The 23,593-nt window shown below is 65.5% G+C and carries 21 protein-coding genes; 10 read left to right on the top strand and 11 right to left on the bottom strand.

What is annotated here, in order from left to right; all coding sequences use genetic code 11:
• Nucleotides 1–249: 249 nt before the first annotated feature.
• The 6 genes from AC0L3S_RS09945 to AC0L3S_RS09920 all read left to right on the top strand — a co-directional run bounded on the left by AC0L3S_RS09945 (nucleotide 250) and on the right by AC0L3S_RS09920 (nucleotide 10,166).
• Nucleotides 250–1,248 (top strand): AAA family ATPase, encoded by a 999-nt coding sequence (locus AC0L3S_RS09945; RefSeq protein ID WP_007607042.1) that lies wholly within the window; start codon nucleotides 250–252, stop codon nucleotides 1,246–1,248.
• Nucleotides 1,248–2,192: a DUF58 domain-containing protein gene (locus AC0L3S_RS09940; RefSeq protein ID WP_473278930.1), complete on the top strand. Its 945-nt coding sequence runs from the start codon at nucleotides 1,248–1,250 to the stop codon at nucleotides 2,190–2,192. Before AC0L3S_RS09945 ends, AC0L3S_RS09940 begins: the two co-directional genes overlap by 1 nt.
• Nucleotides 2,189–5,002, top strand: a complete 2,814-nt coding sequence (locus AC0L3S_RS09935; RefSeq protein ID WP_473278929.1) for a DUF4159 domain-containing protein — start codon at nucleotides 2,189–2,191, stop codon at nucleotides 5,000–5,002. The genes AC0L3S_RS09940 and AC0L3S_RS09935 overlap by 4 nt, the downstream gene beginning before the upstream one ends.
• 7 nt (nucleotides 5,003–5,009) lie before the next feature.
• Nucleotides 5,010–7,073, top strand: a complete 2,064-nt coding sequence (locus tag AC0L3S_RS09930) for a hypothetical protein (RefSeq protein ID WP_473278928.1) — start codon at nucleotides 5,010–5,012, stop codon at nucleotides 7,071–7,073.
• Between the two features lie 149 nt (nucleotides 7,074–7,222).
• Nucleotides 7,223–7,627 (top strand): DUF2946 family protein, encoded by a 405-nt coding sequence (locus AC0L3S_RS09925; protein ID WP_473278998.1) that lies wholly within the window; start codon nucleotides 7,223–7,225, stop codon nucleotides 7,625–7,627.
• A gap of 148 nt (nucleotides 7,628–7,775) precedes the next feature.
• Nucleotides 7,776–10,166, top strand: a complete 2,391-nt coding sequence (locus tag AC0L3S_RS09920) for a TonB-dependent receptor (RefSeq protein WP_473278927.1) — start codon at nucleotides 7,776–7,778, stop codon at nucleotides 10,164–10,166.
• Between the two features lie 24 nt (nucleotides 10,167–10,190).
• Here the strand turns inward: AC0L3S_RS09920 and AC0L3S_RS09915 are convergent, their stop codons facing one another.
• The 5 genes from AC0L3S_RS09915 to AC0L3S_RS09895 form a co-directional block, all read right to left on the bottom strand.
• A complete protein-coding gene (locus AC0L3S_RS09915) occupies nucleotides 10,191–11,345 on the bottom strand; it encodes a hypothetical protein (protein ID WP_473278926.1) in 1,155 nt (384 codons plus the stop codon).
• 31 nt (nucleotides 11,346–11,376) lie between these two features.
• Nucleotides 11,377–12,054 (bottom strand): methyltransferase domain-containing protein, encoded by a 678-nt coding sequence (locus AC0L3S_RS09910; protein ID WP_473278925.1) that lies wholly within the window; start codon nucleotides 12,052–12,054, stop codon nucleotides 11,377–11,379.
• Nucleotides 12,055–12,091: 37 nt separating this feature from the next.
• Entirely contained in the window at nucleotides 12,092–12,607 is a 516-nt protein-coding gene (locus tag AC0L3S_RS09905) for a GNAT family N-acetyltransferase (protein ID WP_247291302.1), read from the bottom strand.
• 67 nt (nucleotides 12,608–12,674) lie between these two features.
• Complete coding sequence (locus tag AC0L3S_RS09900; RefSeq protein WP_473262817.1) at nucleotides 12,675–13,622, bottom strand: glycosyltransferase family 2 protein; 948 nt, start codon at nucleotides 13,620–13,622, stop codon at nucleotides 12,675–12,677.
• 62 nt (nucleotides 13,623–13,684) lie between these two features.
• Nucleotides 13,685–14,176, bottom strand: coding sequence for an NUDIX domain-containing protein (locus AC0L3S_RS09895; RefSeq protein WP_473262816.1), 492 nt, complete (start codon nucleotides 14,174–14,176; stop codon nucleotides 13,685–13,687).
• Between the two features lie 80 nt (nucleotides 14,177–14,256).
• On the opposite strand from AC0L3S_RS09895, the gene AC0L3S_RS09890 reads away from it, so the two are divergent.
• Nucleotides 14,257–15,138 carry a metallophosphoesterase family protein gene (locus AC0L3S_RS09890; RefSeq protein ID WP_473278924.1) on the top strand — a complete coding sequence of 294 codons (882 nt, stop codon included), beginning with the start codon at nucleotides 14,257–14,259 and terminating at the stop codon, nucleotides 15,136–15,138.
• Nucleotides 15,139–15,258: 120 nt separating this feature from the next.
• Here the strand turns inward: AC0L3S_RS09890 and AC0L3S_RS09885 are convergent, their stop codons facing one another.
• The 3 genes from AC0L3S_RS09885 to AC0L3S_RS09875 all read right to left on the bottom strand — a co-directional run bounded on the left by AC0L3S_RS09885 (nucleotide 15,259) and on the right by AC0L3S_RS09875 (nucleotide 17,881).
• Nucleotides 15,259–15,813, bottom strand: a complete 555-nt coding sequence (locus tag AC0L3S_RS09885) for a hypothetical protein (RefSeq protein WP_473262814.1) — start codon at nucleotides 15,811–15,813, stop codon at nucleotides 15,259–15,261.
• Between the two features lie 199 nt (nucleotides 15,814–16,012).
• Nucleotides 16,013–16,219: a DUF4170 domain-containing protein gene (locus AC0L3S_RS09880; protein WP_007595122.1), complete on the bottom strand. Its 207-nt coding sequence runs from the start codon at nucleotides 16,217–16,219 to the stop codon at nucleotides 16,013–16,015.
• Between the two features lie 30 nt (nucleotides 16,220–16,249).
• Nucleotides 16,250–17,881 (bottom strand): isocitrate lyase, encoded by a 1,632-nt coding sequence (locus AC0L3S_RS09875; protein WP_473278923.1) that lies wholly within the window; start codon nucleotides 17,879–17,881, stop codon nucleotides 16,250–16,252.
• A gap of 231 nt (nucleotides 17,882–18,112) precedes the next feature.
• Here AC0L3S_RS09875 and AC0L3S_RS09870 point away from each other — a divergent pair, with 231 nt between their 5' ends.
• On the top strand, nucleotides 18,113–19,558 hold the full coding sequence (locus tag AC0L3S_RS09870) for a helix-turn-helix domain-containing protein (RefSeq protein WP_473278922.1): 1,446 nt from the start codon (nucleotides 18,113–18,115) through the stop codon (nucleotides 19,556–19,558).
• Nucleotides 19,559–19,765: 207 nt separating this feature from the next.
• Here AC0L3S_RS09870 and AC0L3S_RS09865 read toward each other — a convergent pair whose 3' ends face one another.
• Complete coding sequence (locus AC0L3S_RS09865; RefSeq protein ID WP_007607017.1) at nucleotides 19,766–20,059, bottom strand: antibiotic biosynthesis monooxygenase; 294 nt, start codon at nucleotides 20,057–20,059, stop codon at nucleotides 19,766–19,768.
• A gap of 229 nt (nucleotides 20,060–20,288) precedes the next feature.
• Between AC0L3S_RS09865 and AC0L3S_RS09860 the strand changes: the two genes are divergently transcribed.
• The gene (locus tag AC0L3S_RS09860) at nucleotides 20,289–21,095 is read left to right on the top strand and encodes a hypothetical protein (RefSeq protein WP_473262811.1); all 807 of its coding nucleotides are present in this window, start codon (nucleotides 20,289–20,291) and stop codon (nucleotides 21,093–21,095) included.
• 164 nt (nucleotides 21,096–21,259) lie between these two features.
• Nucleotides 21,260–21,607 (top strand): hypothetical protein, encoded by a 348-nt coding sequence (locus AC0L3S_RS09855; protein ID WP_473278921.1) that lies wholly within the window; start codon nucleotides 21,260–21,262, stop codon nucleotides 21,605–21,607.
• A 194-nt stretch (nucleotides 21,608–21,801) separates the two neighbouring features.
• On the opposite strand, the gene AC0L3S_RS09850 is transcribed toward AC0L3S_RS09855, so the two are convergent.
• Both AC0L3S_RS09850 and htpX read right to left on the bottom strand, forming a co-directional pair.
• The gene (locus tag AC0L3S_RS09850) at nucleotides 21,802–22,443 is read right to left on the bottom strand and encodes a tetratricopeptide repeat protein (RefSeq protein WP_473262809.1); all 642 of its coding nucleotides are present in this window, start codon (nucleotides 22,441–22,443) and stop codon (nucleotides 21,802–21,804) included.
• A 134-nt stretch (nucleotides 22,444–22,577) separates the two neighbouring features.
• The gene (gene htpX, locus AC0L3S_RS09845; RefSeq protein WP_354057314.1) at nucleotides 22,578–23,510 is read right to left on the bottom strand and encodes a zinc metalloprotease HtpX; all 933 of its coding nucleotides are present in this window, start codon (nucleotides 23,508–23,510) and stop codon (nucleotides 22,578–22,580) included.
• Nucleotides 23,511–23,593 lie beyond the last annotated feature (83 nt).

Below are 23,593 nucleotides of genomic sequence, written 5' to 3'. Positions count from 1 at the left end.
CGGTCATTTGGCACGATTGGTGCAGGTTTACGTTGTATCCGGGTGCTCGGTTCCACCCCGCATTTGTCCGGTGTGGAGGTCGCCACTTCGTGATGCCCTACATATCCCTAAGCCGATAAGGTGGGGATAGGTTAATTCAACGAATACATGGCCTTCCTGCAAGTCTAGCATAGGGCCCGCGTCTTGAGTTGAGGACGTGATGACATGACGACGCAAGCGAGCCGCATGGCAGGCTGAAGGAGCTAACGGATGGCGGAGAGTGTCGAGAAGCTCGAAGACGGTGTCGTCCGTTCGGCCGAGCAGGTGTCGAGCCAGATTCGCGCGGCAAAGGATGCGATCGCGTCCGTCATCTTCGGTCAGGATCGCGTGATCGAGAACACGCTGGTCACCATCCTCTCCGGCGGCCATGCGCTGTTGATCGGCGTCCCCGGCCTCGCCAAGACCAAGCTGGTCGAGACGCTCGGCGTCACGCTCGGCCTCGATGCCAAGCGCATCCAGTTCACGCCCGATCTGATGCCTTCGGACATTCTCGGCGCCGAGGTGCTCGACGAGAGCACCTCCGGCAAGCGTGCCTTCCGCTTCATCTCCGGCCCCGTGTTCGCGCAACTGCTGATGGCCGACGAGATCAACCGCGCCAGCCCGCGCACGCAGTCGGCGCTGCTGCAGGCGATGCAGGAGCAGCACATCACCGTTGCCGGCGCGCGTCACGATCTGCCGAAGCCGTTCCACGTGCTCGCCACGCAAAACCCGCTGGAGCAGGAAGGCACCTATCCGCTGCCTGAAGCCCAGCTCGACCGTTTCCTGATGGAGATCGACGTCGACTATCCCGATCGCGACGCCGAGCGCCGCATCCTGTTCGAAACCACCGGCGCCGACGAAACGCTGGCGAAGGGCGCCATGACACCTGACGCACTCATCACCGCGCAGCGGCTGATCCGGCGCCTGCCGGTCGGCGATTCCGTGGTCGAGGCGATCCTGTCGCTGGTGCGGTCGGCCCGTCCGGGTCCGGACGGCGGCGACACCAGCAAGTTCATCGCCTGGGGACCGGGCCCGCGCGCCAGCCAATCGCTGATGCTCGCGGTGCGCGCACGCGCGCTGATCGACGGCCGCCTCGCGCCCTCGATCGACGACGTGCTCGACCTCGCCGAGCCCGTGCTGAAGCACCGCATGGCGCTGACGTTCCAGGCGCGCGCCGAAGGCCGCACGATTCCGGACGTCATCAAGCAGCTCAAGACACGGATCGGTTGATGGCCGCAGAGAACGGGCACGCAGCGAAGGAGATCATCGCGATCCGACGTGCCGATGGCGAAAGCCGCACGCTCGCCGCTTCGCTGCCGCGCCTGGTGCTCGAGGCCCGCCGTATCGCCGCCAACGTCATCCACGGTTTGCACGGCCGCCGTCGCGCCGGCTCCGGCGAAAATTTCTGGCAGTACCGCCGCTTCGTCTCCGGCGAGCCGTCGCAGAACGTCGACTGGCGGCGCTCGGCGCGTGACGATCTTCTCTATGTCCGCGAGCTCGAATGGGAAGCCTCGCACACGGTCTGGATCTGGCCCGACCGCTCGCCCTCGATGGCCTTCGCTTCAAAGCAGGCGCGCGAATCCAAGCTCGAGCGGACGCTGATCGTCGCCTTTGCGCTGGCCGAGTTGCTCGTCTCCGGCGGCGAGCGCGTCGGCATTCCCGGGCTGATGGCACCGACCGCGAGCCGCAGCGTCATCGACAAGATGGCACAGGCGATGCTGCATGACGATGCCGACCGCCTGAGCCTGCCGCCATCCTTCGTGCCCGCGGCGCTGGCCGAGACGATCGTGCTGTCGGACTTCTGGTCGCCGATCTCCGAGATCAGGACCACGCTCGCCGGCCTGTCCGGCTCCGGTGCGCATGGCACGCTGGTGCAAATCGTCGATCCCGCCGAGGAATCATTCCCGTATTCCGGCCGCGTCGAGTTCGTCGAGCCCGAGGGATTCGGCGTGATCACCGCCGGCCGCGCCGAGAGCTGGGCGCAGGATTACACCACGCGGCTCGCGCTGCACCGCGACCAGATCCGCGCCGAGACCAACAAGCTCGACTGGCTGTTCACGACCCACGCCACCGACCGCTCTGCCGCTGAGCTGCTGCTGTTCCTGCATGCCGGCATGCAGGTGAGCAAATCGGGCGCCCGCACCACGACCATCAAGGCGGGGCCGGCCGCATGATGGGACTGCCGCTCGCCTTCACCGAACCGCTGCTCCTGATCGGCCTCGTCAGCCTGCCGGTGCTGTGGTGGCTGTTGCGCGTGATGCCGCCGCGGCCGCGCCGCATCGAGTTTCCGCCGACGCGCCTGCTGTTCGACATCGCACCGCGCGAAGAGACCCCGTCGCGGACGCCGTGGTGGCTGACCGCATTGCGGCTCATGGCTGCGGCGCTGGTCATTTTCGCCGCCGCCGGCCCGATCTGGAATCCGCAAACGGGCGCGGCCACGAGCAAGGCGCCGCTGATGATCATGTTCGACGACGGCTGGAGCGCGGCATCGAACTGGGACATCCGGATCAGGGCCGCCGACGAGTTGATCGCCAGTGCCGAGAACGACCGCCGTGCGATTGCGCTGGTGCCGCTGTCCGAGCCGAACCGCGATATCACCCTGATGCCGGCGGGCGCCGCGCGCGTCGCGCTGCGGCAGCTGACGCCAAAGCCGTATTCGATCGAGCGCGTCGAGACCCTGACCGCGATCGATCGCTTCCTGAAAGCGACCGGCGACTGCGAGATCGCCTGGCTCTCCGACAGCGTCGACACCGGTCGCGGCGAGGAATTCGTGACGGGCCTCGGCAAGACCATCGGCGATCGCAGCCTGACCGTGTTCGAAGGCGGCACCTCGTCGCCGCTGGCCCTGGTCGCGGCCGAGAACGCCGCAGCCAAAATGACGGTGAAGGTGCTGCGCACCGACAGCGGCATCGCAATCGGCACCGTGCGCGCGTTGGACCAGAAGGCCTCGCCGATCGGCGAGGCCCGTTATTCGTTCGGCCCGCAGGACAAGGAAGCTGAAGCTTCGTTCGATCTGCCGGTCGAGCTGCGCAACGACATCACGCGGCTGGAAATTGCCGGCGAGCGCTCCGCAGGCGCGGTGCAGCTGCTCGACAAGCGCTGGCGCCGCCGCGCCATCGGCATCGTCTCGGGCTCCACCAGCGAGACCGCGCAGCCGCTGTTGGCGCCGACCTTCTATCTCACCCGCGCGCTGGCGCCGTTCGCCGACGTGCGGCTCGCCGACAAGGGCTCGCCGCAGCAGGGCATTACTCAGTTCCTCGACCAGAAGCTGCCGATGATCATCCTTGCCGATGTCGGCACCATCGCGCCTGAAATCCGCGAGCGTCTCAATGCCTGGATCGACCAGGGCGGCGTGCTGGTGCGGTTCGCCGGTCCGCGGCTGGCGCAGGCCGAGGACGATCTCGTTCCGGTCAAGCTGCGCAAGGGCGGCCGGACGCTCGGCGGCAGCCTGACCTGGGAAAAGCCGCAACATCTGGCCTCCTTTGCCGCCGACGGTCCGTTTGCCGGCGTGGTGGTCCCCAAGGACGTCACCATCAGCCGCCAGGTGCTGGCCGAGCCCGACGCCGTGCTCGCCACCAAGAGCTGGGCGTCGCTGGAAGACGGCACGCCGCTGGTGACCGGGGAGCATCGCGGTAAGGGCGTGGTCAGCCTGTTCCACGTCAGCGCCGACATGCGCTGGTCGGATCTGCCGATGTCGGGCACCTTCGTCGAAATTCTGCGGCGTGTCGTCGACATGTCCGGCTATACCGCCAAGCCGGGGGCAGGCGTTGCCACTGAAGGGACCGCCGAGACGGTGGCGCCGCTGCATATCCTCGACGGCTTCGGCGCCTTCGGTCCGCCGCCGGCCGCCGCAAAGCCGCTGCCCGCGGATTATCGCGACCGCGCCACACCCGATCATCCGCCAGGCTTCTATGGTCCGGCAGAAGGACCGCTCGCCGTGAACACGCTTGCCAGCGCCGACCGTATCGCAGCCCTGAACACCGCGAGCCTGCGCGCCCGCCGCGCCACTTACACCAATGCCGAACCGCAGGATTTGCGCGGCTGGCTGCTGTCGACGGCGCTCGCGCTGTTCCTGATCGACGCCATCATCGTCGCGGTGCTCGGCGGCGGCCTTGCCGCGCTGCTGCGCCGCCGCGCCGCGCCCGCGATGATCGTCTTCGGGCTGGTGTTCGCAGGCCTCGCCTCGTTCGTGCCGACGCCGTCGCACGCGGACAGCGCGTCCGACGAGTTCGCGATGAAGGCGGTGTCGCAGACCCGCCTCGCCTATGTCGTGACCGGCAATGCCGACGTCGATTCCATCGTCAGGGCCGGGCTATCGGGACTGACGCTGTTTCTGGCGCAGCGCACCGCGCTCGAGGCCGGCGATCCCGTCGGCGTCGACCCGGCGCGCGACGAGCTCGCCTTCTTCCCGCTGATCTACTGGCCGATCGTGCCGGGCGCGCCAAAGCCGTCGCGGGACGCCATCAACAAGATCGACGTCTACATGAAGCAGGGCGGCACCGTGCTGTTCGACACCCGCGACGCCGTCGAAGCGCCGCCCGGCGCGAACGGCGCCGCGCAGACCCCCGCCATGCAGACGCTCCGCGAGATCCTGTCCTCGCTCGACGTGCCCGAGCTGGAGCCGGTGCCGCGCGAGCACGTGCTGACCAAGACCTTCTTTCTGTTGCGCGACTTTCCCGGCCGCTTCACCACCGGCCAGACCTGGGTCGAGACCTTGCCGCGTGACGACGATGACGATGGCGCGCAACGGCCGGCACGCGGCGGCGACGGCGTCTCGCCGATCATCATCACCTCGAACGACCTGGCCGGCGCATGGGCCGTGCGGCCCGACGGCCAGTCCATGCTGCCGGTGACCGGCGGCGACCCCCGCCAGCGCGAATTCGCCTACCGCGCCGGCGCCAACATTGTGATGTACACGCTGACCGGCAACTACAAGGCCGATCAGGTGCACGCGCCGGCCCTGATCGAACGGCTGGGGCAGTAGGATCTATATGAATTACGGCATCGCATTCACGCCGCTGGTTCCCACGATCGTCCTGTGGCTCGCGCTGGCCGCGATCGTCGTCATTGCGCTCGTGCTGCTGCTGGCGCGTGCGCGCGGCGCTGCCGTGCGCGTGGCCGCGTTGGCGCTGTTCCTGCTGGCGCTCGCCAATCCCTCCTTCACCCGCGAGGACCGCGATCCCCTCACCTCGGTCACCGCAATCGTCGTCGACAAGAGCCCGAGCCAGAATTTCGGCAATCGCAATCGCGAGGCCGCTCAGGCGCAGGAAGCGCTGGTCGACAGCCTGAAGAAGATCAAGGGGCTCGAAGTCCGTGTCGTCGATGCCGGACAGGCCGACGGGGAGACCGACGGCACCAAACTTTTCGGCGCGCTGGCCTCGGCCTTGTCGGACGTGCCTGTCGACCGCGTCGCCGGCGCCTTCCTGATCACCGACGGCCGCGTTCACGACATTCCGGCCAACGCCACCGGGCTCGGCTTCCAGGCGCCGGTGCACGCGCTGATCACCGGGCAAAAAGACGAGCGCGACCGCCGTATCGCGGTCATCGCGGCGCCGCGCTTCGGCATCGTCGGGCAGCCCCAGACCATCACCTACCGCCTCGATGACCAGGGCGTCAGCGGCGAGCGCGCCAAGGTCACGGTCCGCAGGGACGGCGAGGTCATCAACGAGCGCACGCTGGGAAGCGGCCAGAGCGCAAGCGTCGATGTCGACATCAAGCATTCCGGGCCGAACATCGTCGAGATCGAGGCCTCGCCGCTCGAGCGGGAACTGACGCCGGTGAACAACCGTGCCGTCGTCGCCATCGACGGTGTGCGCGACAAGCTGCGCGTGCTGCTGGTCTCGGGCGAGCCGCATTCCGGCGAGCGCACCTGGCGCAACCTGCTCAAGTCCGATGCCAGCGTCGATCTCGTCCACTTCACCATTCTGCGGCCGCCGGAGAAGCAGGACGGCACGCCGATCAACGAATTGTCGCTGATCGCATTTCCGACCCGCGAGCTGTTCCAGCAGAAGATCAACGAATTCCAGCTGATCATCTTCGACCGCTATGCCCGCCAGGGCGTGCTGCCGATCGCCTATTTCGACAACATCGCGCGCTACGTTCGCTCAGGCGGCGCAGTGCTGGTCTCGGCCGGCCCTGATTACGCCTCCAACACCAGCATCTGGCGCACGCCGCTGGATTCCGTGCTGCCGGCCGAACCGGTCGGGGTGACGGAAAAGCCGTTCTACGCGCATTTGTCCGACGTCGGCAAACGCCATCCCGTCACGCGTGGCCTCGAGGGTTCGGCCTCCGAGCCGCCGCGCTGGAGCCGGTTCTTCCGCACCGTCGATACCCGCAATGCGGTCAACCCGCCCGTCATGACGGGCGTCGACGGCAAGCCGCTGCTGTTCCTGTCGCGTTTCGGCGAGGGCCGCGTGGCGCTGCTGCTCTCCGACCACATCTGGCTGTGGGCGCGCGGCTATGAAGGCGGCGGCCCGCATCTCGACCTCTTGCGGCGGATGTCGCACTGGCTGATGAAACAACCTGATCTGGATGAGGAAGCGTTGCGCCTGCAGGTGCAGGGCAAGAATCTCGTGGTGGTGCGCCAAACCATGGCGGACAGCGTTCAGCCGGTGAGCGTGACCTCGCCGTCGGGCGTGTCGCGCGACCTGACGCTTGCGGCCGGCGATCCCGGCGAATGGCGCGCCAGCCTGCCGGCGAGCGAGCTCGGCCTGTGGCAGGCTACCGACGGCACGCTGAAGGCGCTGATCAATGTCGGTCCGACCAATCCGAAGGAGTTTTCGGAAGTCACCTCCACCACCGAGACGTTGAAGCCGCTGACCCAGGCGACCGGCGGTGACGCCGTGCGGGTGGTCGACGGCGCCAGCGTCGAGCTGCCGCGCATCCTGCCGGTCCGCTCGGCGAGCGTCTTCCACGGTGACGGCTGGATGGGCGTGCGGATGCGCGACGCCAGCGTCGTGAAGGGCGTCGGCGTGCTGCCGATCTTTGCCGGCCTGATCGGGTTGCTGCTGCTGCTTGGCGCGTTTGCTGCGACGTGGATCCGCGAGGGGCGCTGATCGCTCTGTTGCGCGAACGACACATCCGGCAATCGCCCGAACGGATCATTGTGGCTGCGGTTGACATTCGCTGACGGATCGCGCGATGTTACATTATAACATCGCGGGATCAGGGGATGATACCTCGCGATGTGGGGTGGCGTTTCCAGATGAAGTGGTTCCGGTCGAATATCAGGCACGGCGCCCGGCTCGCGATCTTCGCGATGCTGGTGCAGTTTGCGCTGACGTTCGGCCACAGCCATTGGTTTGCCCAAGCCGCTCCCCTCACCCAGCCCTCGCTGCAGCAGACCGACAGCGCCCAAGCTCTCGCTTCGATCGACCGCGCCGCGGTCGAGCAGCCATCGCCTTTGGCTCCCGACCGGGAGCACCCGGGCGAGGACAATTGCGCGATCTGCGCATTGGTCGCGATGGCCGGCACCGTCTTGTTCGCGGCGCCGCCTGTGTTGCTGCTGCCGCAGGCGATCGACCTGCTCTACCGCACCACCGACGCCGAATTCGTCCATCTGAAATCGGCCGGCACGGCATTCCAGCCCCGCGCCCCTCCCGCGTCCTGACTTCCAACAACGCTTGATCACGCCCGGGCTCGCCGCTTTCAGGCGCGTACCCGGGAGCAGTTGAAGTCGAATTCCGTCGTGCAGCGACGGCAGGCCGCCGCCGATCAGCAGACCATCATGCGGACGGCGCCTGACTGGAATCAAGACCATGTCATTTGAATTGCGACGCGTGCAGCATCTCGCCGGAGCAAGCCTGCTCCTGGTCGGCGCCGCCGCCACATCCGCGCTCGCCCAAGAACCGGTACAACAGCCTTCGCAGGATAAGTCGTCGACGGAAATCCCTGCCGTCACCGTGACGGCGCCAAGCCCGATCGTGCGTAGAGCCGTGGTGCCGACCCGCAGCCCGGTCCGCGTCGCCCACACCGGACGATCGCGCAGCCGCCAGCCCGCGGCGGAAGCCACGCCGGCGGCAGCGGCTACCGCCGCCGCACCTCAGCAGGGCGTGCTGCCCATCGTGACCAACCAGTTCGCGACGGTCACGGTGGTGCCGAACGAGGAGATCCGCCGCGAGGGCGGCGGCCAGCTCGGCGACCTCCTGTTCTCGAAACCCGGCATCACCGGCTCGAGCTTCGCGCCCGGCGCCTCCAGCCGGCCAATCATCCGGGGGCTCGACGTCAACCGCGTCGGCATCGTCGAGAACGGCACCAATTCCGGCGGCGCCTCCGACCTCGGCGAGGATCACTTCGTCCCGATCGATCCGCTCGCGACCAACCAGGTCGAGGTGGTGCGCGGACCCGCCGCGCTGCGCTACGGCTCGACCTCGATCGGCGGCGTCGTCAGCGCCACCAACAACCGGATTCCGGATGCGCTGCCGAACTGCGGTGCCCAGCCGTTCCAGAGCTTCGGCCTGCCGGCCAAGGCGCCGCTCGCGAGCGCCGCGACTTCGCCTTGCGTCAGCGCCGAGACGCGCAGCGCGTTCAGTTCGGTCGACCGTGGCATCGAGAGCGGCGTGCTGCTCGACACCGGCGGCGGCAATTTTGCCTTCCATGCCGACGTCTACGGCCGCAACACCACCGACTATAGCATCCCGAGCTACCCGTACCTCACCGACCAGACCCGGTCCGTCGCCAACGGACGCCAGCCCAACTCGGCGACGCGCTCGGACGGCGCCTCGATCGGCGGCTCCTACTTCTTCCAGGGCGGCTATATCGGTGCGGCGATTACCCAGAACAACGCGCTCTACCACATCCCCGGCATCGACGGCGCCGACCACAACACGCGGATCGACGGCCATCAGACCAAGATCAACGTCAAGGGCGAGTACCATCCCGACGCTACCGCGATCGATGTCGTTCGCTTCTGGGCCGGTGCGACCGACTATCGGCACAACGAGATCGGGCTTGCCGATCCCGCCGATCCCACCAGCGACGGCGTGCGGCAGACCTTCACCAACAAGGAGCAGGAGATCCGCACCGAGGTGCAGCTGATGCCGTTCAACGCGCGCTTCGCCGAGGTGACGACGGCGCTGGGCTTCCAAGTCGGCCATCAGGAATTGAGCGCGCCGAGCCCGGACAATCCGGGCACGCTGTTCAACGGCCTGTGGGACCCCAACAACAGCACGCGCGTTGCCGGTTACGCCTTCAACGAGTTCAAGTTCACGGACGCGACGCGGGCGCAGATCGCCGGGCGCATCGAGCATGTCGAGCTGCACGGCACGACGCCGGATTTTCCCGCGGACTTCCTGCCCGACGGCACGCCGCAGGCGGGTATCGGCCGCAATCCGTCCTTCACGCCGAAGAGCGGCAGCGTTGGCCTGTTGCAGGACCTGCCGGGCGGCCTGGTCGGCAGCATCACCGCGCAATATGTCGAGCGCGCGCCGAAGGCGGCGGAGCTGTTCTCGCGCGGCGCACATGATGCGACCGCGACCTTCGACATCGGCAATCCCAACCTCGGCATCGAGACCGCAAAATCCGTCGAGGTCGGCCTGCGCAAGGCGACGGGACCGTTCCGGTTCGAGGCGACCGTCTACTACACGCACTTCAGCAACTTCATCTATCGCCGTCTCACCGGCGTGATGTGCGACGAAGATTTTGCCTCGTGCGGCACGCGCGGCGCCGAGGTGAACCAGGCGGTCTATTCGCAGCGGGACGCGAACTTCCGCGGCGGCGAATTCCAGTCGCAGCTCGACGTCGGTGCGTTGCAGGGCGGCATCTGGGGCATCGAGAACCAGTTCGACGTGGTCCGCGCCACCTTCACCGACGGCACCAACGTGCCGCGCATTCCGCCGGTGAGACTGGGCGGCGGCGTGTTCTGGCGCGACGACAACTGGTTGATGCGCGTCAATCTGTTGCACGCCTTCGCTCACAATGACGTCGCGGTGATCGCGGAGACGCCGACGGCAGGCTACAATTTGCTGAAGGCCGAGGTCAGCTATAAGACCAAGCTCAACCCGAATGCATTCGGCGCGCGCGAGATGCTGCTCGGCCTCGTCGGCAACAATCTGTTGAACGAAAACATCCGCAACTCGGTGTCCTACACCAAGGACGAGGTGTTGATGCCCGGCATCGGCGTGCGGGCGTTCGCGAACTTCAAGTTCTGAAAGCGCGATAGCGAGCCGACTTCGTCACGCTTTGGCCAAAGCGGCTGCTTCAGGGGCGTCCTCCGCCGCCTCCTGAAACAGCACGGCAAACAGCAGGGTCCACAATGTCAGGAGAGAAATCGGGATCGTGTAGTATGGGGTCGCGATCGGATAGGTGAAGAAGAAGGCGAGGTTGAGCACCAGATTGGCCAACGTGAGCAGCGCGACGCGGCGAATGCCGTTCGCCTGCCGCAACAGCCAGATCGAGCCTGCAACTCCGATGACGATCAGCAAGGTCTGGAGCGGATCGGCGAGATAGTCCCGGACCACTGCGAACGAAAAATCCAGCGGCCTGACATCGGGGTTGTTGCCGTAGGTCGATGCGAACGGACTGCCGGCGTTGACGACGTGAAAGACGATGGTCGGGATCACGCCGGCCAGCAACGCGACGCCGAACACGGCCCCCTGCAAGAACCGGGACAATTTCCGCTCCGCAAGGAACGCGACGAGGAGAAACACGCCATAGCCGGACGCCAGGAAGAGATTGGCCAACCGGAAATCGACGGTCAATCCGAGCAGGAAACCGATGGGCGCCAGCAGCCAGATCCCCGGTTGAGATCGCGGGGTCGCCAGCCATCGCGCCGTGAGACATCCTGCGAGCGCGCACACGACGACGGTCGGGGCCATCGAATAGCTCGCCTTGACCGGATTGACCATCAGGTAGATCGCAAGACAGCCGAACGCCCCGGCCATCAGGACCGACCTCATGCTGCGCGCGAGAGAAAGCGCAAACAGCGCAAGGCCGAGGACGACAATGGTCGCCAGCATGTACATGGGCACGACCTGGTGACCCGGCGGAAACAACGCCAACACGAGGCCGACACCCGGCGGGTATTGAATGACGACCTTCCCCGTGGCCGGCATCAGATTGTGACAGGGCGCAGCGGTCGTATCGTTCCAGTCGGGGTAGCCGATCTCCTTCAGCTTTGCTTTCTGGTAGCCATCGTCGTCGCGGCTGAGGCTGGTGTCGAAGCCCTCCACCAGCCCGAACCTCTGGAACAGATGCGCCTGCCTGAGGTAGCAGATGTCGTCATAGACGCCGCGCGCCTCGCTCCATCGCATCATGGTCCAGAAATGGCCGACCAGCACCGCGAGAAACAACACGGCGAAGACGGCTTTGCTGGTGTTGATTTTATTCATCGGGATCATGCTGCGGGGAGACGGCGCTGCTTTAGCGGAATGCGAGATAGAGATTGGACGATAGCGGGCCGAGCGACAAACCGGTGTAGCCCACGGCCGCGGACTTGGGGGTGCAGGACTTGGCGGCGAGCCCCAGCAGTCGTTTTCGCGTCATCAGGATCAGGTTCTGCTCGTCGGTCCATTCCGACTTGCCGGCGACCCTGCAGGCGATCCTGAAGGTGCCGTCGAGATAATGCGCCAGCGGAATGGCCGTGTGGTGCTCGACCGGAAAGAACCTGTTGGGCACAGTGATGAACACCCGCCGCGCGACGCGGCAAAGCTCCTCGACCAGGAGCACCTGGTTTCCGTGGCTGCCGGCATGTTCGAGCACGGCATTGGACGTCGCGAGGTCGAACGCATTGTCATCAAACGGCAGCCGCGTATTCGGTTCGATCTGCACGTAACGGCAACGCGGAAAAGCCGCCTTGAATCCTATTCCTTCGCCGAGCCCGCAGGCCGTGATCTTGTGCTGATGCGGGTAGCTTCGTTCCAGCACGTTGGCGCCGTCGTTGATCACGTCGGACACGCCGACATCCAGGATCTCGTCCGCCGCGGACGGCTGCATCCGGGCGATGAAATCCTGGAAGATGCGGTCGCGCGCCGCGATCAGCAGCTTTTCCGCCGTGCTCCCGGACGCCACTTCCCGGTAGTATTGCTGATCGACCGGCACTGCCCTACCTTCATGTGAGCTTCGAAGCGATGGCGCGTCAGGTGCGCGTCTTGCTCCAGTCGGGACCGACCGGCCCCGACACACCTTCGAACGCGCCTTCGACGAGTTCAATGACGAGGAGCCGGCTGTAATCGACCGGGCCCGGCATGGTGACGCGTCCCTTGGCGACCTGCTTGAAGCCGACGCGGCTGTAATAGGGCTCATCGCCGACCAGCAGCACCAGGCGATGGCCCTGCGCCTTGGCATCCTTCAGCGCGCGCTCGAGCAACAGCCGGCCGACGCCGCGGCTGCGGAACGGAGGCTCGACCGTCAGGGGTCCCAGCAGCAGTGCCGGCGTGTCGCCGACGCAGATCGGCAATTGTCGGACGGATCCGATCAGCAACGTACCGACGCGGGCGGTGAAGGAGAGATCGAGCACATGATCCACATGCTCGCGGATGCGGTACGCGCTGAGCACGAACCGGCCGGGTCCGAAGGTGCGTTCGTGCAGCCGCTCGATGGCCTGAGCATCGCCGGCGGCTTCCGACCGGATGGTGAGGGAGAGATCGTTCATCGCGTCGGCGGGATATCACCTTGGAGGGCAGCGGTCCATACGATTGCGCCCGGCTCCGGAGGCAATTTCAGGTCCGGCCGAGCGGCGGTTGGGACAGGTAGGCGAGCATCTTCATTTCCCGCCGCCCGCGCGTCACGGTGTCGAGCACGAGCCCCGACGAAGCCGAAAGCAGCGCCATGATCATCAGGCCCATGGAGAGCACGGCAGTCGGCAGGCGCGGTACGAGGCCGGTCTCGAGGAAGGTGATCACGACGGGCAGCCCGAAAGCGATCGACAGCAGCGCGAAGACGATGCCGATCGCCGAAAAGAAGCGCAGCGGACGCTCCGACCGGTTAAGCTTCAGCATCGTGTTGAAGATGCGCAACCCGTCCTGCCAAGTATTGAGCTTGGAGAAGGAGCCTTCCGGACGCGCGTAATAGGGCGTCTCGACCTCGACGACCGGCAGCGACAATTCCAGCGCATAGACCGCAAACTCGGTTTCGATCTCGAAACCGCCGGACAGGACCGGGAAGGATTTGACGAAGCGGCGCGAGAACACGCGGTAACCGGACAGGATGTCCTTGAAGGCGTGGCCGAAGGTCGATGCCAGGAAGCCGGTGAAGAGCCGATTGCCGATGCGATGACCGCGCCGGTAGGCCGCTTGCGATTGATCGACACGCAGACCGACAACCATATCCAGATGCTCATCGAGGAGCTGGTCGATCATGCGCGAGGCGCTCGGCGCGTCGTAGGTCGCATCGCCATCGACGAGCACGTAGATGTCGGCCTCGATGTCCGCGAACATGCGGCGCACGACGTGACCTTTGCCCTGGCGCCGTTCGCTGCGCACGATCGCTCCGGCCTCGCGCGCGACCGCCGCGGTACGATCGGTCGAGTTGTTGTCGTAGACGTAGACCTCGGCCGCAGGCAGTGCCTTGCGGAAATCGGCGACGACCGTCGCGACGGCGGCTTCCTCATTGTAGCAGGGCACCAGCACGGCGACCCGAAATGGCCATGACCTCGTCGATTCAGACAATCTTCATCCCTCGTCCATGCGCCGACACCGCAAGCGCGGCGATTTACTAGCACAGGCCGCCATCATCGCCACGTCGCAATCCGCGGCCTGTCGTGAAGGACTTCCGCGATCCGCAGCCGCGTGCCGGGCGTGGTCCCCTCGGGCAGCGCGGTAACCGCGAAGAACCCGCACTCGGCGATCTCGCGGTTGGGCGCGGGCAGGCGATCCTGCCTGAACTGCCTGATGACGTAGACCGCGACATGGTCGCGGCGGGAGACGTGGCTGTTGAGGAAGACGCCGTGCAGCACGGCGTCGCCGGTGAGATCGATATCCCCCTCCTCCTTGAGCTCGCGCCGCAACGCCTGCTCCATGGTCTCGCCGAGATCGACGCCGCCGCCGGGCAGGTACCAGCCTGTGACGTAGCTGTGCCGGACCAGGAACACTCTGGTGTCGGCATCCAGCACCACGGCGCGGACGCCGAGCGTCATGCCGCGGACCAGCAGGAAATAGGCGTGGAAGATTCGCCGCAGCAGCGGCTCGAATCTGCGCCGGACGCTGTTCAGACGTTCTCCCATCGGGCTCCCTTGATGCCCCGCTTGCACCTGGCCTGCGACCTTGCCATTACATCGGGCGAATAGCGAGGCAATCGCCCCCAATGGCCCCCTTCACGCTCGCCCATCTGTCCGACCCGCATCTGCCGCCGCTGCCGAAGCCGCGGTTGATCGAGCTCGCCGGCAAGCGCGCGTTCGGCTATGTCAACTGGACGCGCAACCGTCACAAGTACCAGCGCCGCGAGGTGCTCGACGCACTCGTCGCCGACGTGAAGGCGCAAGGTCCCGACCACATCGCGGTCACCGGCGATCTCGTCAATCTGGCGCTGGAGGCGGAGTTCGCGCCGGCGCGCGCCTGGCTCGACGGCGTCGGTCCGCCCGACCGCGTCACCGCCATTCCCGGCAATCACGACGCCTATGTCCGCGCCACCTTTCATCGCTTCGGCGAAACCTTCGCGCCCTATCTTGCGGGGGACGACGGCCGTATCGGCTTTCCGAGCCTGCGCCGGCGCGGGCCGCTCGCGCTGATCAGCCTGTCCACGGCGGTGCCCACTTTGCCGTTGATGGCGACAGGCACGCTTGGACGGGATCAGCTCGCGTCCCTCGAACAGGTGCTCGAGCGGCTCGCAGCCGAGGACGTGTTTCGCGTGCTGCTGGTGCATCATCCGCTGAAGTCCGGCGCGCGCCACAAGCGGATGACTGACTCCGCCGGACTGCTGACGCTTTTGCAACGCCACGGCGTCGAGCTGATCCTGCACGGGCACGACCACATTCATTCGACGATGTGGTTCGAAGGCCCCAACGGCAACATCCCCTCGATCGGCGTGCCGTCGGCCTCCGCGCTCGCGCACGGGCACACCCCGGCTGCGGCCTACAATCTGTTCACGATCGAGAAGGATAACACCGGCTGGCGTTGCGAGCAGACGGTGCGGAGCGTGGGGGTCGGATTTCAGATCGGACAGATCAAGCATGTGAAGTTGATTTAGACCACTGTCATTCCGGGGCATGCGAAGCATGAACCCGGAATCCATCGGGCCGCAATACGTGCTGATGAATGGATTCCGGGCTCGCGCTTCGCGCGCCCCGGAATGACGGTGGAGGAAAGTTCACCAGCTCCGTAGGGCCGCGAGCACGGCAACCCCGAACAGCGCGGCGGCGCCGAGCACAAATCCGAACACAAATGGCCAGACGCGCGAGCGGCGCGGTGGCTGCGCCACCTCGGGCTTCGGCTCGGGCGGGACCACCATCGCATGCTCGCGCTCGATCATGCGGCGCGCGACGTAGTCGGTCACGGCCTCGACGATGACAGCGGTGTCGTGCGATTCGGCGAGCACGATGCGGCCGAAGCGGGTGTCCTGCACGAAGCGGTACATCCGCTTGTCGCGCCCCATCAAGATGTGCGCGACGACGTCGATCCAGAGCCTGGGCGTATCGCCCTGGCTGATGCCGCGGTCGAACAGGTCGATCTTGTCCGGCACCTGCGCGAACAGGGGATCGAGCGAATCGTTGAGGATCTCGAGCCGCGCCACCTCGGCATCGCGCAAATCGACGACGACGCCGGTCCGGTCGGCGGCCTCGATCCGCGCCCGCAACAGCGCATCGCGCAGCCGCACCGGGCGCGGCTGGCTGGGATGGATCCCGCTGGTCTCGGGCTCTGACATTGGCGGCCTCGTCCTCACTTGGCGGGATTAACCTATCAGCAACCAAAGTGTCCGCAAAGGGCCTACAATTCCAGTGACTTACGGCGCCCACAAATCTTTCACCTGTGCCAAAAACAGACGGTCCCACCCGGCTTGCGCCGGATGGGACCCTCCGTCCTTGGACGTCTTCTTATTCAGATTGTCATGTTAGTTCAGATTGTCACGCCGAGACCCGCGACGGCTCTTCCACGATCGAGAAGCGGACGCCGGCCTTGTGGCGGTTCTCTTCCGAGACCGAACGCCAGGCGTCCTCGGCCTCCTTGCGGGTCTTGAACGGACCCTGCACCTGGGCCGAGCCTTCCACCAGCTTGTGGAAGTTCATCGAACCGAACTCGCCACCGATCACCCAGAAATTGCTGTTGGTCATTGTCAGTCTCCTGTCGATTAGCGTGATGCGTTAGCCGAACTGGTTCATCGTGTTGTGGGCGCCGCCCGCCTTCAGGGCAGCCTCGCCGGCGAAGTATTCCTTGTGGTCGTCGCCGATGTCGGAGCCGGCCATGTTCTGATGCTTGGCGCAGGCGATACCCTGACGGATCTCGGCGCGCTGGACGTTCTTGACATAGCCGAGCATGCCCTGGTCGCCGAAATATTCCTTCGCCAGATTGTCGGTCGAGAGCGCCGCCGTGTGGTAGGTCGGCAACGTGATCAGGTGGTGGAAGATGCCGGCACGCTTGGCCGAATCCGCCTGGAAGGTACGGATGCGCTCGTCGGCTTCCTTCGCCAGCGGCGTATCGTCGTATTCCACCTTCATCAGCTCGGCACGATTGTACCTGCTGACGTCCTGGCCCGCTTCCTTCATCGCGTCGTAGACCTGCCAGCGGAAGTTGAGCGTCCAGTTGAATGAGGGCGAATTATTGTAGGCGAGCTTCGCGTTCGGAACCACTTTGCGAATCCGGTCGACCATCTTGGCGATCTGCTCGATATGCGGCTTCTCGGTCTCGATCCAGAGCAGGTCCGCACCGTTTTGCAGCGAGGTGATGCTGTCGAGCACGCAGCGGTCTTCGCCGGTGCCCGGGCGGAACTGATAGAGGTTGGAGGGCAGCCGCTTCGGACGCATCATCTTGCCGTTGCGGTTGATGATGACGTCGCCGTTGCGGGCGTTCTCCGCCGTCACTTCCTCGCAATCCAGGAAGCTGTTGTACTGGTCGCCGAGGTCGCCGGGCTTGTGGCTGACCGCGATCTGCTGGGTCAGGCCGGCACCGAGCGAGTCGGTGCGGGTCACGACGATGCCGTCTTCGACGCCGAGTTCGAGGAAGGCGTGGCGGCAGGCCCGGATCTTGGCCAGGAACACCTCGTGCGGCACGGTGACCTTGCCGTCCTGGTGGCCGCACTGCTTCTCGTCCGAGACCTGGTTCTCGATCTGGAGCGCGCAGGCACCCGCCTCGATCATCTTCTTGGCGAGCAGATAGGTCGCCTCCGCATTGCCGAAGCCGGCGTCGATGTCGGCGATGACGGGGACGACATGGGTCTGGAAGTTGTCGATCTTCTCGGTCAACTCCTTCTCTCGGGTCTTGTCGCCTTCCTTGCGGGCCTTATCGAGGTTGCGGAAGATATCGTTCAGCTCGCGCGAGTCGGCCTGACGGAGGAAAGTGTAGAGCTCTTCGATCAGCGCCGGGACCGAGGTCTTCTCGTGCATCGACTGGTCGGGCAGCGGGCCGAACTCGGAGCGCAGCGCCGCAATCATCCAGCCGGACAGGTACAAATAGGTGCGATCGGTCTTCCCAAAGTGCTTCTTGACCGAGATCAGCTTCTGCTGGGCGATGAAGCCGTGCCAGCAGCCCAGCGACTGCGTGTATTTGGTGGGATCCCCGTCATAGGCGGCCATGTCCGCCCGCATCAGCGCCGCGGTGTAGCGGGCGACGTCGAGGCCGGTCTTGAAGCGATTCTGCAGGCGCATGCGGGCGACGGCCTCGGCCGACACCCCGTTCCAGGTCGGCTGGGTCTCCAGTAGCGAGCGGGCCGCCTCGACTTCACTCTGATACGAGGCGGGGGCCTGGAGGGTGCTGATGCCGCGGGGTTGGTAGTTCATGTGCCTGATCCTTTTCGCCAACGATGGCCACCAGCCATCGACATTCTTGACAATGCATTGCGAGATGCGTGTCAGAAGCTAAACGCGAGAAAGCTCAGCTCGTATAGTGGGCTTGTATTTGAATGGTGATGTCATGTAACATCGGTACTTGTAATAGATGTCACTTTGTAAATCTTGTAAATCAAATTGGTCAGCAAGCCTGCCCTTGATACCGCCTCCGGAGACCTGAGAATGCCCGCCGGTTCCAGCAAGAAGCTCTTCGTCGGCCCGCGCTTCCGGCGGATCCGGCAACAATTGGGGCTGTCGCAGACCCAGATCGCCGAGGGGCTCGGGATCTCGCCGAGCTATGTCAATCTGATCGAGCGCAACCAGCGTCCGGTGACCGCCCAGATCCTGCTGCGGCTGGCCGAAACCTACGACCTCGACCTGCGCGACCTCGCGACCGCCGACGAGGACCGTTTCTTCGCCGAGCTCAACGAGATCTTCTCCGACCCGCTGTTCCGCCAGATCGACGTTCCCAAGCAGGAACTGCGCGATCTCGCCGAGCTCTGCCCCGGCGTCACCCATGCGCTGCAACGGCTCTATGCCGCCTATACCGAGGCCCGGCAGGGCGAGACGCTGGCCGCGGCACAAATGGCCGACCGCGACGTCGGCACCCGCTATGAGGCCAATCCGGTCGAGCGCGTCCGCGAGCTGATCGAGGCCAACCGCAACTACTTTCCGGAACTCGAGCAGGCCGCGGAGACTCTGCGCGACGAGCTGAACGTGCCGGCCGAAGAGCTTTATGCGGCGCTCGCGGCGCGGCTGCGTGAGAAGCATTCGATCCAGACCCGCATCATGCCGGTGGACGTGATGCGGGAGACGCTGAGGCGGTTCGACCGCCACCGCCGCCAGCTCCTGATCTCCGAGCTGGTCGATCCGCCCGGCCGCGCGTTCCAACTCGCCTTTCAGCTCGGCCTGGTGGAATGCGCGCAAGCCCTGGAGACCATCATCGCCCGCGCCGGCCCGCTGGACGATACACCGCGCCGCCTGTTCCGCATCACGCTCGGCAACTACTTTGCGGCCGCCGTGATGATGCCCTACCCGGCTTTCCTGGCTGCGGCGGAAGCATTGAACTACGACATCCATCTGCTGGCGCAGCGCTTCAATTCCGGCTTCGAGCAGGTCTGCCATCGGCTCACCACCCTGCAGCGGCCGAATGCGCGCGGCATCCCGTTCTTCCTGCTTCGTGTCGACAATGCCGGCAACGTCTCGAAGCGATTTTCATCGGGCACGTTCCCGTTCTCGAAATTCGGCGGCACATGTCCGTTGTGGAACGTGCACTCGACCTTCGATACGCCTGATCGCCTGCTGAAGCAGGTGATCGAGCTGTCCGACGGCACGCGCTATTTCTCGATCGCGCAGATGGTGCGCCGCCCCGTCGCGCCGCACCCGCTGCCGCAGCCGCGCTTCGCCATCGGCCTCGGCTGCGAGATCCGTCACGCCGCGCGCCTCGTCTACGCCGCCGGCATCGATCTGGAGAAAACGGAGGGCACGCCGATCGGCGTCAACTGCCGTCTCTGCGAACGGGAAAACTGCGCCCAGCGCGCCGAGCCGCCGATCACGCGCACGCTGATCCTGGACGAGACGACGCGGCGGGTGTCGAGCTTTGCATTCTCGAATGCGCGGGAGTTGTGAGGGGACGGCTGCGCGCTGAGTGGCAAGCGCACGCCATTCACTCCGCTGTCGTCCTGGACAAGCGAAGCGCAGATCCAGGACCCATTACCCCGGAAGCGAGTTTGGCGAAGATTCGTAACTACGATCTCGTGCCACAACGACTCGCTGGGGTAATGGGTCCTGGCTTTCGCCAGGACGACATCGGGGAAGCAGCAATCCGCCCAATCCCTACGCCAGCGTATGCACGATCACCGGCCCCGCGGCGGCGCGGGCGTCGCCTGCAAGCAGCGCGCCCAGATCCTTCTCGATCCAGGCGATCGCACGCCTGTTCGCCTCCTCCGCCTGCTCGAACTTGTCGAAGATCGAAATCGCCGTGACCGTGTCGTCGCCGGCATAGACGACGTAATAGGCGCGGAAGCCGTCGACGTCGCTGATGATCGGAACGGCGCCTTCCTTGATACGGCGCGCCAACTCTTCGGCGCTCCCGCTTTTCGCCTTGGCCTGACGGATGGCGGCATACATGGCATCCTCCCTTCCGGCTATCTGGTTTGAGGGCTTGGTGCCCGGACCGCATGCTACGCCGAAGCGCGCGGGCAATCCACGCTTGGTTAACCCGGCGCTAATTCAGTTCCGCGATCCGCAACGATCGATTAAGCACGCCTCAACATCGCTGCCTTAGTCTCGCCCCACTCACTTTTCGCAAACAACGGCGGCTTATTCTGCCGCGTGAAGTGACATCAGGGGGTTCATCATGCGCATTGCGTTGCTGCTGACCGCGACCATTGTCGGCGCGCTCTTTGCCAATTCGTCCCATGCCGGACCGCTTGATGCGTCCGCCGGCGCAGCGCAGGCGTTACCGCCGGGCTTCCAGAGCTACCGCGGCTACATGTTCGACCTGTCGGAGAATTCCGACCGCAAGGATGTCGACAAGCTCACCGAGAATGTGAAGAGCCAGATCGACGTGGTCGAGGCTGCCGGCCTCTCGCCGCGCGTGCTGCGCTTCTTCCGCACGGTCCCGATCATCGCCAGCGAGCTCGCCTGCCTCGACGAAGGCGCCGCGACCGCCTGCTACGGCCGGGTCACGCCTGACATCCAGCGCACCGCTCCCCGCACGCTGACGGTCTGGGACCCCAACAAGCAGCGCTGGAGCAATCCGAACGCCGTCGACCTCGCGGTCGATTCCGGCCTCGGCGTGATCATGCTGCGGCCGGACATGATGCGGTACGAAAAGGAAGCCGTGCTGCTGCACGAGCTGCTGCACGCTTACCACGCGCGGCTGTTGCCGGACGGCTACGCCAACAAGGGCGTGATCGGCTATTACGCCTACGCCAAGTCCAAGGATCTCCTGCCCAAGGAATCCTATGCGCTGAAGAATCACATGGAGTTCTTCGCGGTGACCGCCAGCATCTTCTTGGCCGGGAAGAGCGAATTCCACGACCCGAAGTCGCGCGAGGCGCTCAAGGAGAAGTTGCCGGACTATTACAAATATCTGGTCGGCGTGTTCGGCTTCGACCCCGATCCGGCAGCCTCGAGCGGCCCGGTCGCCTCGCTGAAGTAAGACAGAAAGCGCCAAACCAAGCCCGAGAGCCGCGCGCGCAGCGCGGCTCTTTTGTTTTGCTCACCGGAAGCTGCGGATGACGCGTGGCCGGGAATTGCCAAGGTGGGGCCTGATCTGCATAGTCCCGCCCGCATCGATATTGTTTTCGAAGAGGATAGAACAACATGGCGGACGCCGACCTGGATGTCGTGATCCGGCAACTGGCCAGACAGCTGCATACGGGCCTGATGTCCCGCGCCAAGGAGCGGCGGGATCGATTCAACGGCCTTGCGGCCAAGGCCAAGGGCAAGGAGACCGGCGACCGCTTCAAGATGATGGCCAAGGCCACCATGGAGCAGGCCATTGCGGCCGCCAAGCGCCTGCAGATGTCCGCCGACAACGTCGCCGACAGCTACGCGCGGTCGATGCGAATCGCCGCCAGCACGCCGGTCGCGGTGAAGGCGGAGAAGAAGGCGCCCAAGGACAAGCCGGTGAAGAAGGCCAAGAAAGCCAAAGCCAAGAAGGCGAAGTAGGCGCTCACCTTCTTCCTTCTCCCCTTGTGGGAGAAGGTGGCGCGAACCGCCGGATGAGGGGTTGTTTCCGCGAATTCAACTGCAGCAGGCTCACGCGCGGAGAGATACCCCTCACCCGTCTCGCCGCTTCGCGGCGAGCCACCCTCTCCCACAAGGGGAGAGGGTTACAGCGGCGCACGCAGCTCTAGATATCTCTATCTTCCTGGCGCGGCGAGCCGGGTCGGCTCGGCGCTCGCGAGTTCGGCGAGTTTTGCGCGCGCTGCATCGCGGGTGTGGGCATCCTTGCCGGCGGGCAGCGCCAGCGCGGCCTCGAAATCGGCGCGCGCTTCATTCGCCTGGCCACGGGCCAGGAAAGCGAGGCCGCGGTCGAGCCGAGGCTGCGCATCCGAGGGGTCGAGGCGGATCGCGGTGTTGTAGCTCAGGATCGCGCGATCGAGATCGCCGGCGGCCGCGAGCGCGAGACCGCGCTGGTGATAGGGCGCGGCGTGCCTGGGATCGTGCGCGATCGCCTCGTCGTAATCCTCGATCGCAAGTTCGAGATCGCCGTTCTGCCGGCGCGCCAGCGCCCGATCGCGATAGAGCGAGGCGCGGTTGGGATTGAGGTGGATGGCCTCGTCGAAATCCGCGATCGCCCGCTGCCAGTCGCCGTGGCGCAGCGCGATCCGTCCGCGCCCCTCATAGGCGAAAGCGATCAGCGAGCCGCGCAGCGGCGAGAAGCCGATCACCGCCGAGCAGATGTCGGGCTCGTCCTCGTCCCCGCAATTGACGACGGTGTGCGTGGACAGGCCGATCAGCACGCCGAGGGCGATCAACAATGGTACTGCAGCTTTGGTCATCTTCGACGGTGGCAGGCAGAGGGCCGGCCACGCATCCCCTTTCGCAGGAACTGTCACGGCAGGGTGTTAACACCGGCCGGGACCGTTCTGTGTGCGACAGGTCACAAAGCGAGCAAATTCGGGCCGCGTCCGCGTCAGCCCCAAGGCCCGCGTGAAGAAGAGCGGCCCCACGGGCTCCGGGGCGGATAGTTCTCATTCGCGCCGACCGACGGAGACGCCTGCGCACCGAGCTCGGCTGCGAGCTGCTGAAGCGCCGCGATGCGATTCTGCGTCGAAGGATGGGTGGCGAACAGATTGTCTACGCCGTGGCCCGACAGCGGATTGATGATGAACATGTGCGCAGTGGCAGGATTTCGCTCCGCCTCGACATTCGGGACCTGATGCGCAGCACCTTCGATCTTCACCAGCGCCGATGCCAGCCACATCGGCTGACCGGCGATGCGTGCGCCGAGATTGTCCGCGGCGTATTCACGCGTACGACTGATGGCCATCTGCACCAGCATGGCGCCGATCGGGGCAAGGATCATCATCAGGATCGAACCGACGATGCCCGGACCGTTGTTGTCGCGGTTGCCTCCGAAGAACATGCCGAACTGCGCCAGCATCGAGATCGCACCCGCAATGGTCGCGGTCACAGTCATCAGCAGCGTATCGTGGTGCTTGATATGGGCAAGCTCGTGCGCGATCACGCCGGCGAGCTCCTCGCGGCTGAGCTGGCGCATCAGCCCGGTGGTGACCGCAACCGCGGCATTTTCGGGATTGCGCCCGGTGGCAAATGCGTTGGGCTGCGGCTCGTCCATCAGGAACACACGCGGCATCGGCAAGCCGGCGCGGCCCGCAAGCTCGGCGACGAGCCCGACCAGCTCCGGCGCGCTGCTGCGGTCGACCTCATGGGCGCCATACATGGACAGCACCATCCGGTCGGAGTTCCAGTAGGTGAAGAGATTGGTCGCCGCGGCAATAACGAGCGCAATCATGGCGCCGCCGGCACCGCCGATCAGATAGCCGACGCCCATGAACAGGGCGGTGAGGCCTGCAAGCAGCATTGCGGTACGAAGATAGTTCATGGCCGTCTCCCGAGGCCGGCCGTGGCCGCTTGAGGGATTGCGGGCCGGCAAGCATGAGGTAGGGATGACCCCGGCCCGCCCGC

The organism is Bradyrhizobium sp. Ken01, assembly GCF_055807355.1.
Note: the sequence above shows the minus strand (reverse complement) of the source record. Positions and strands in the feature narration are given on the sequence as shown.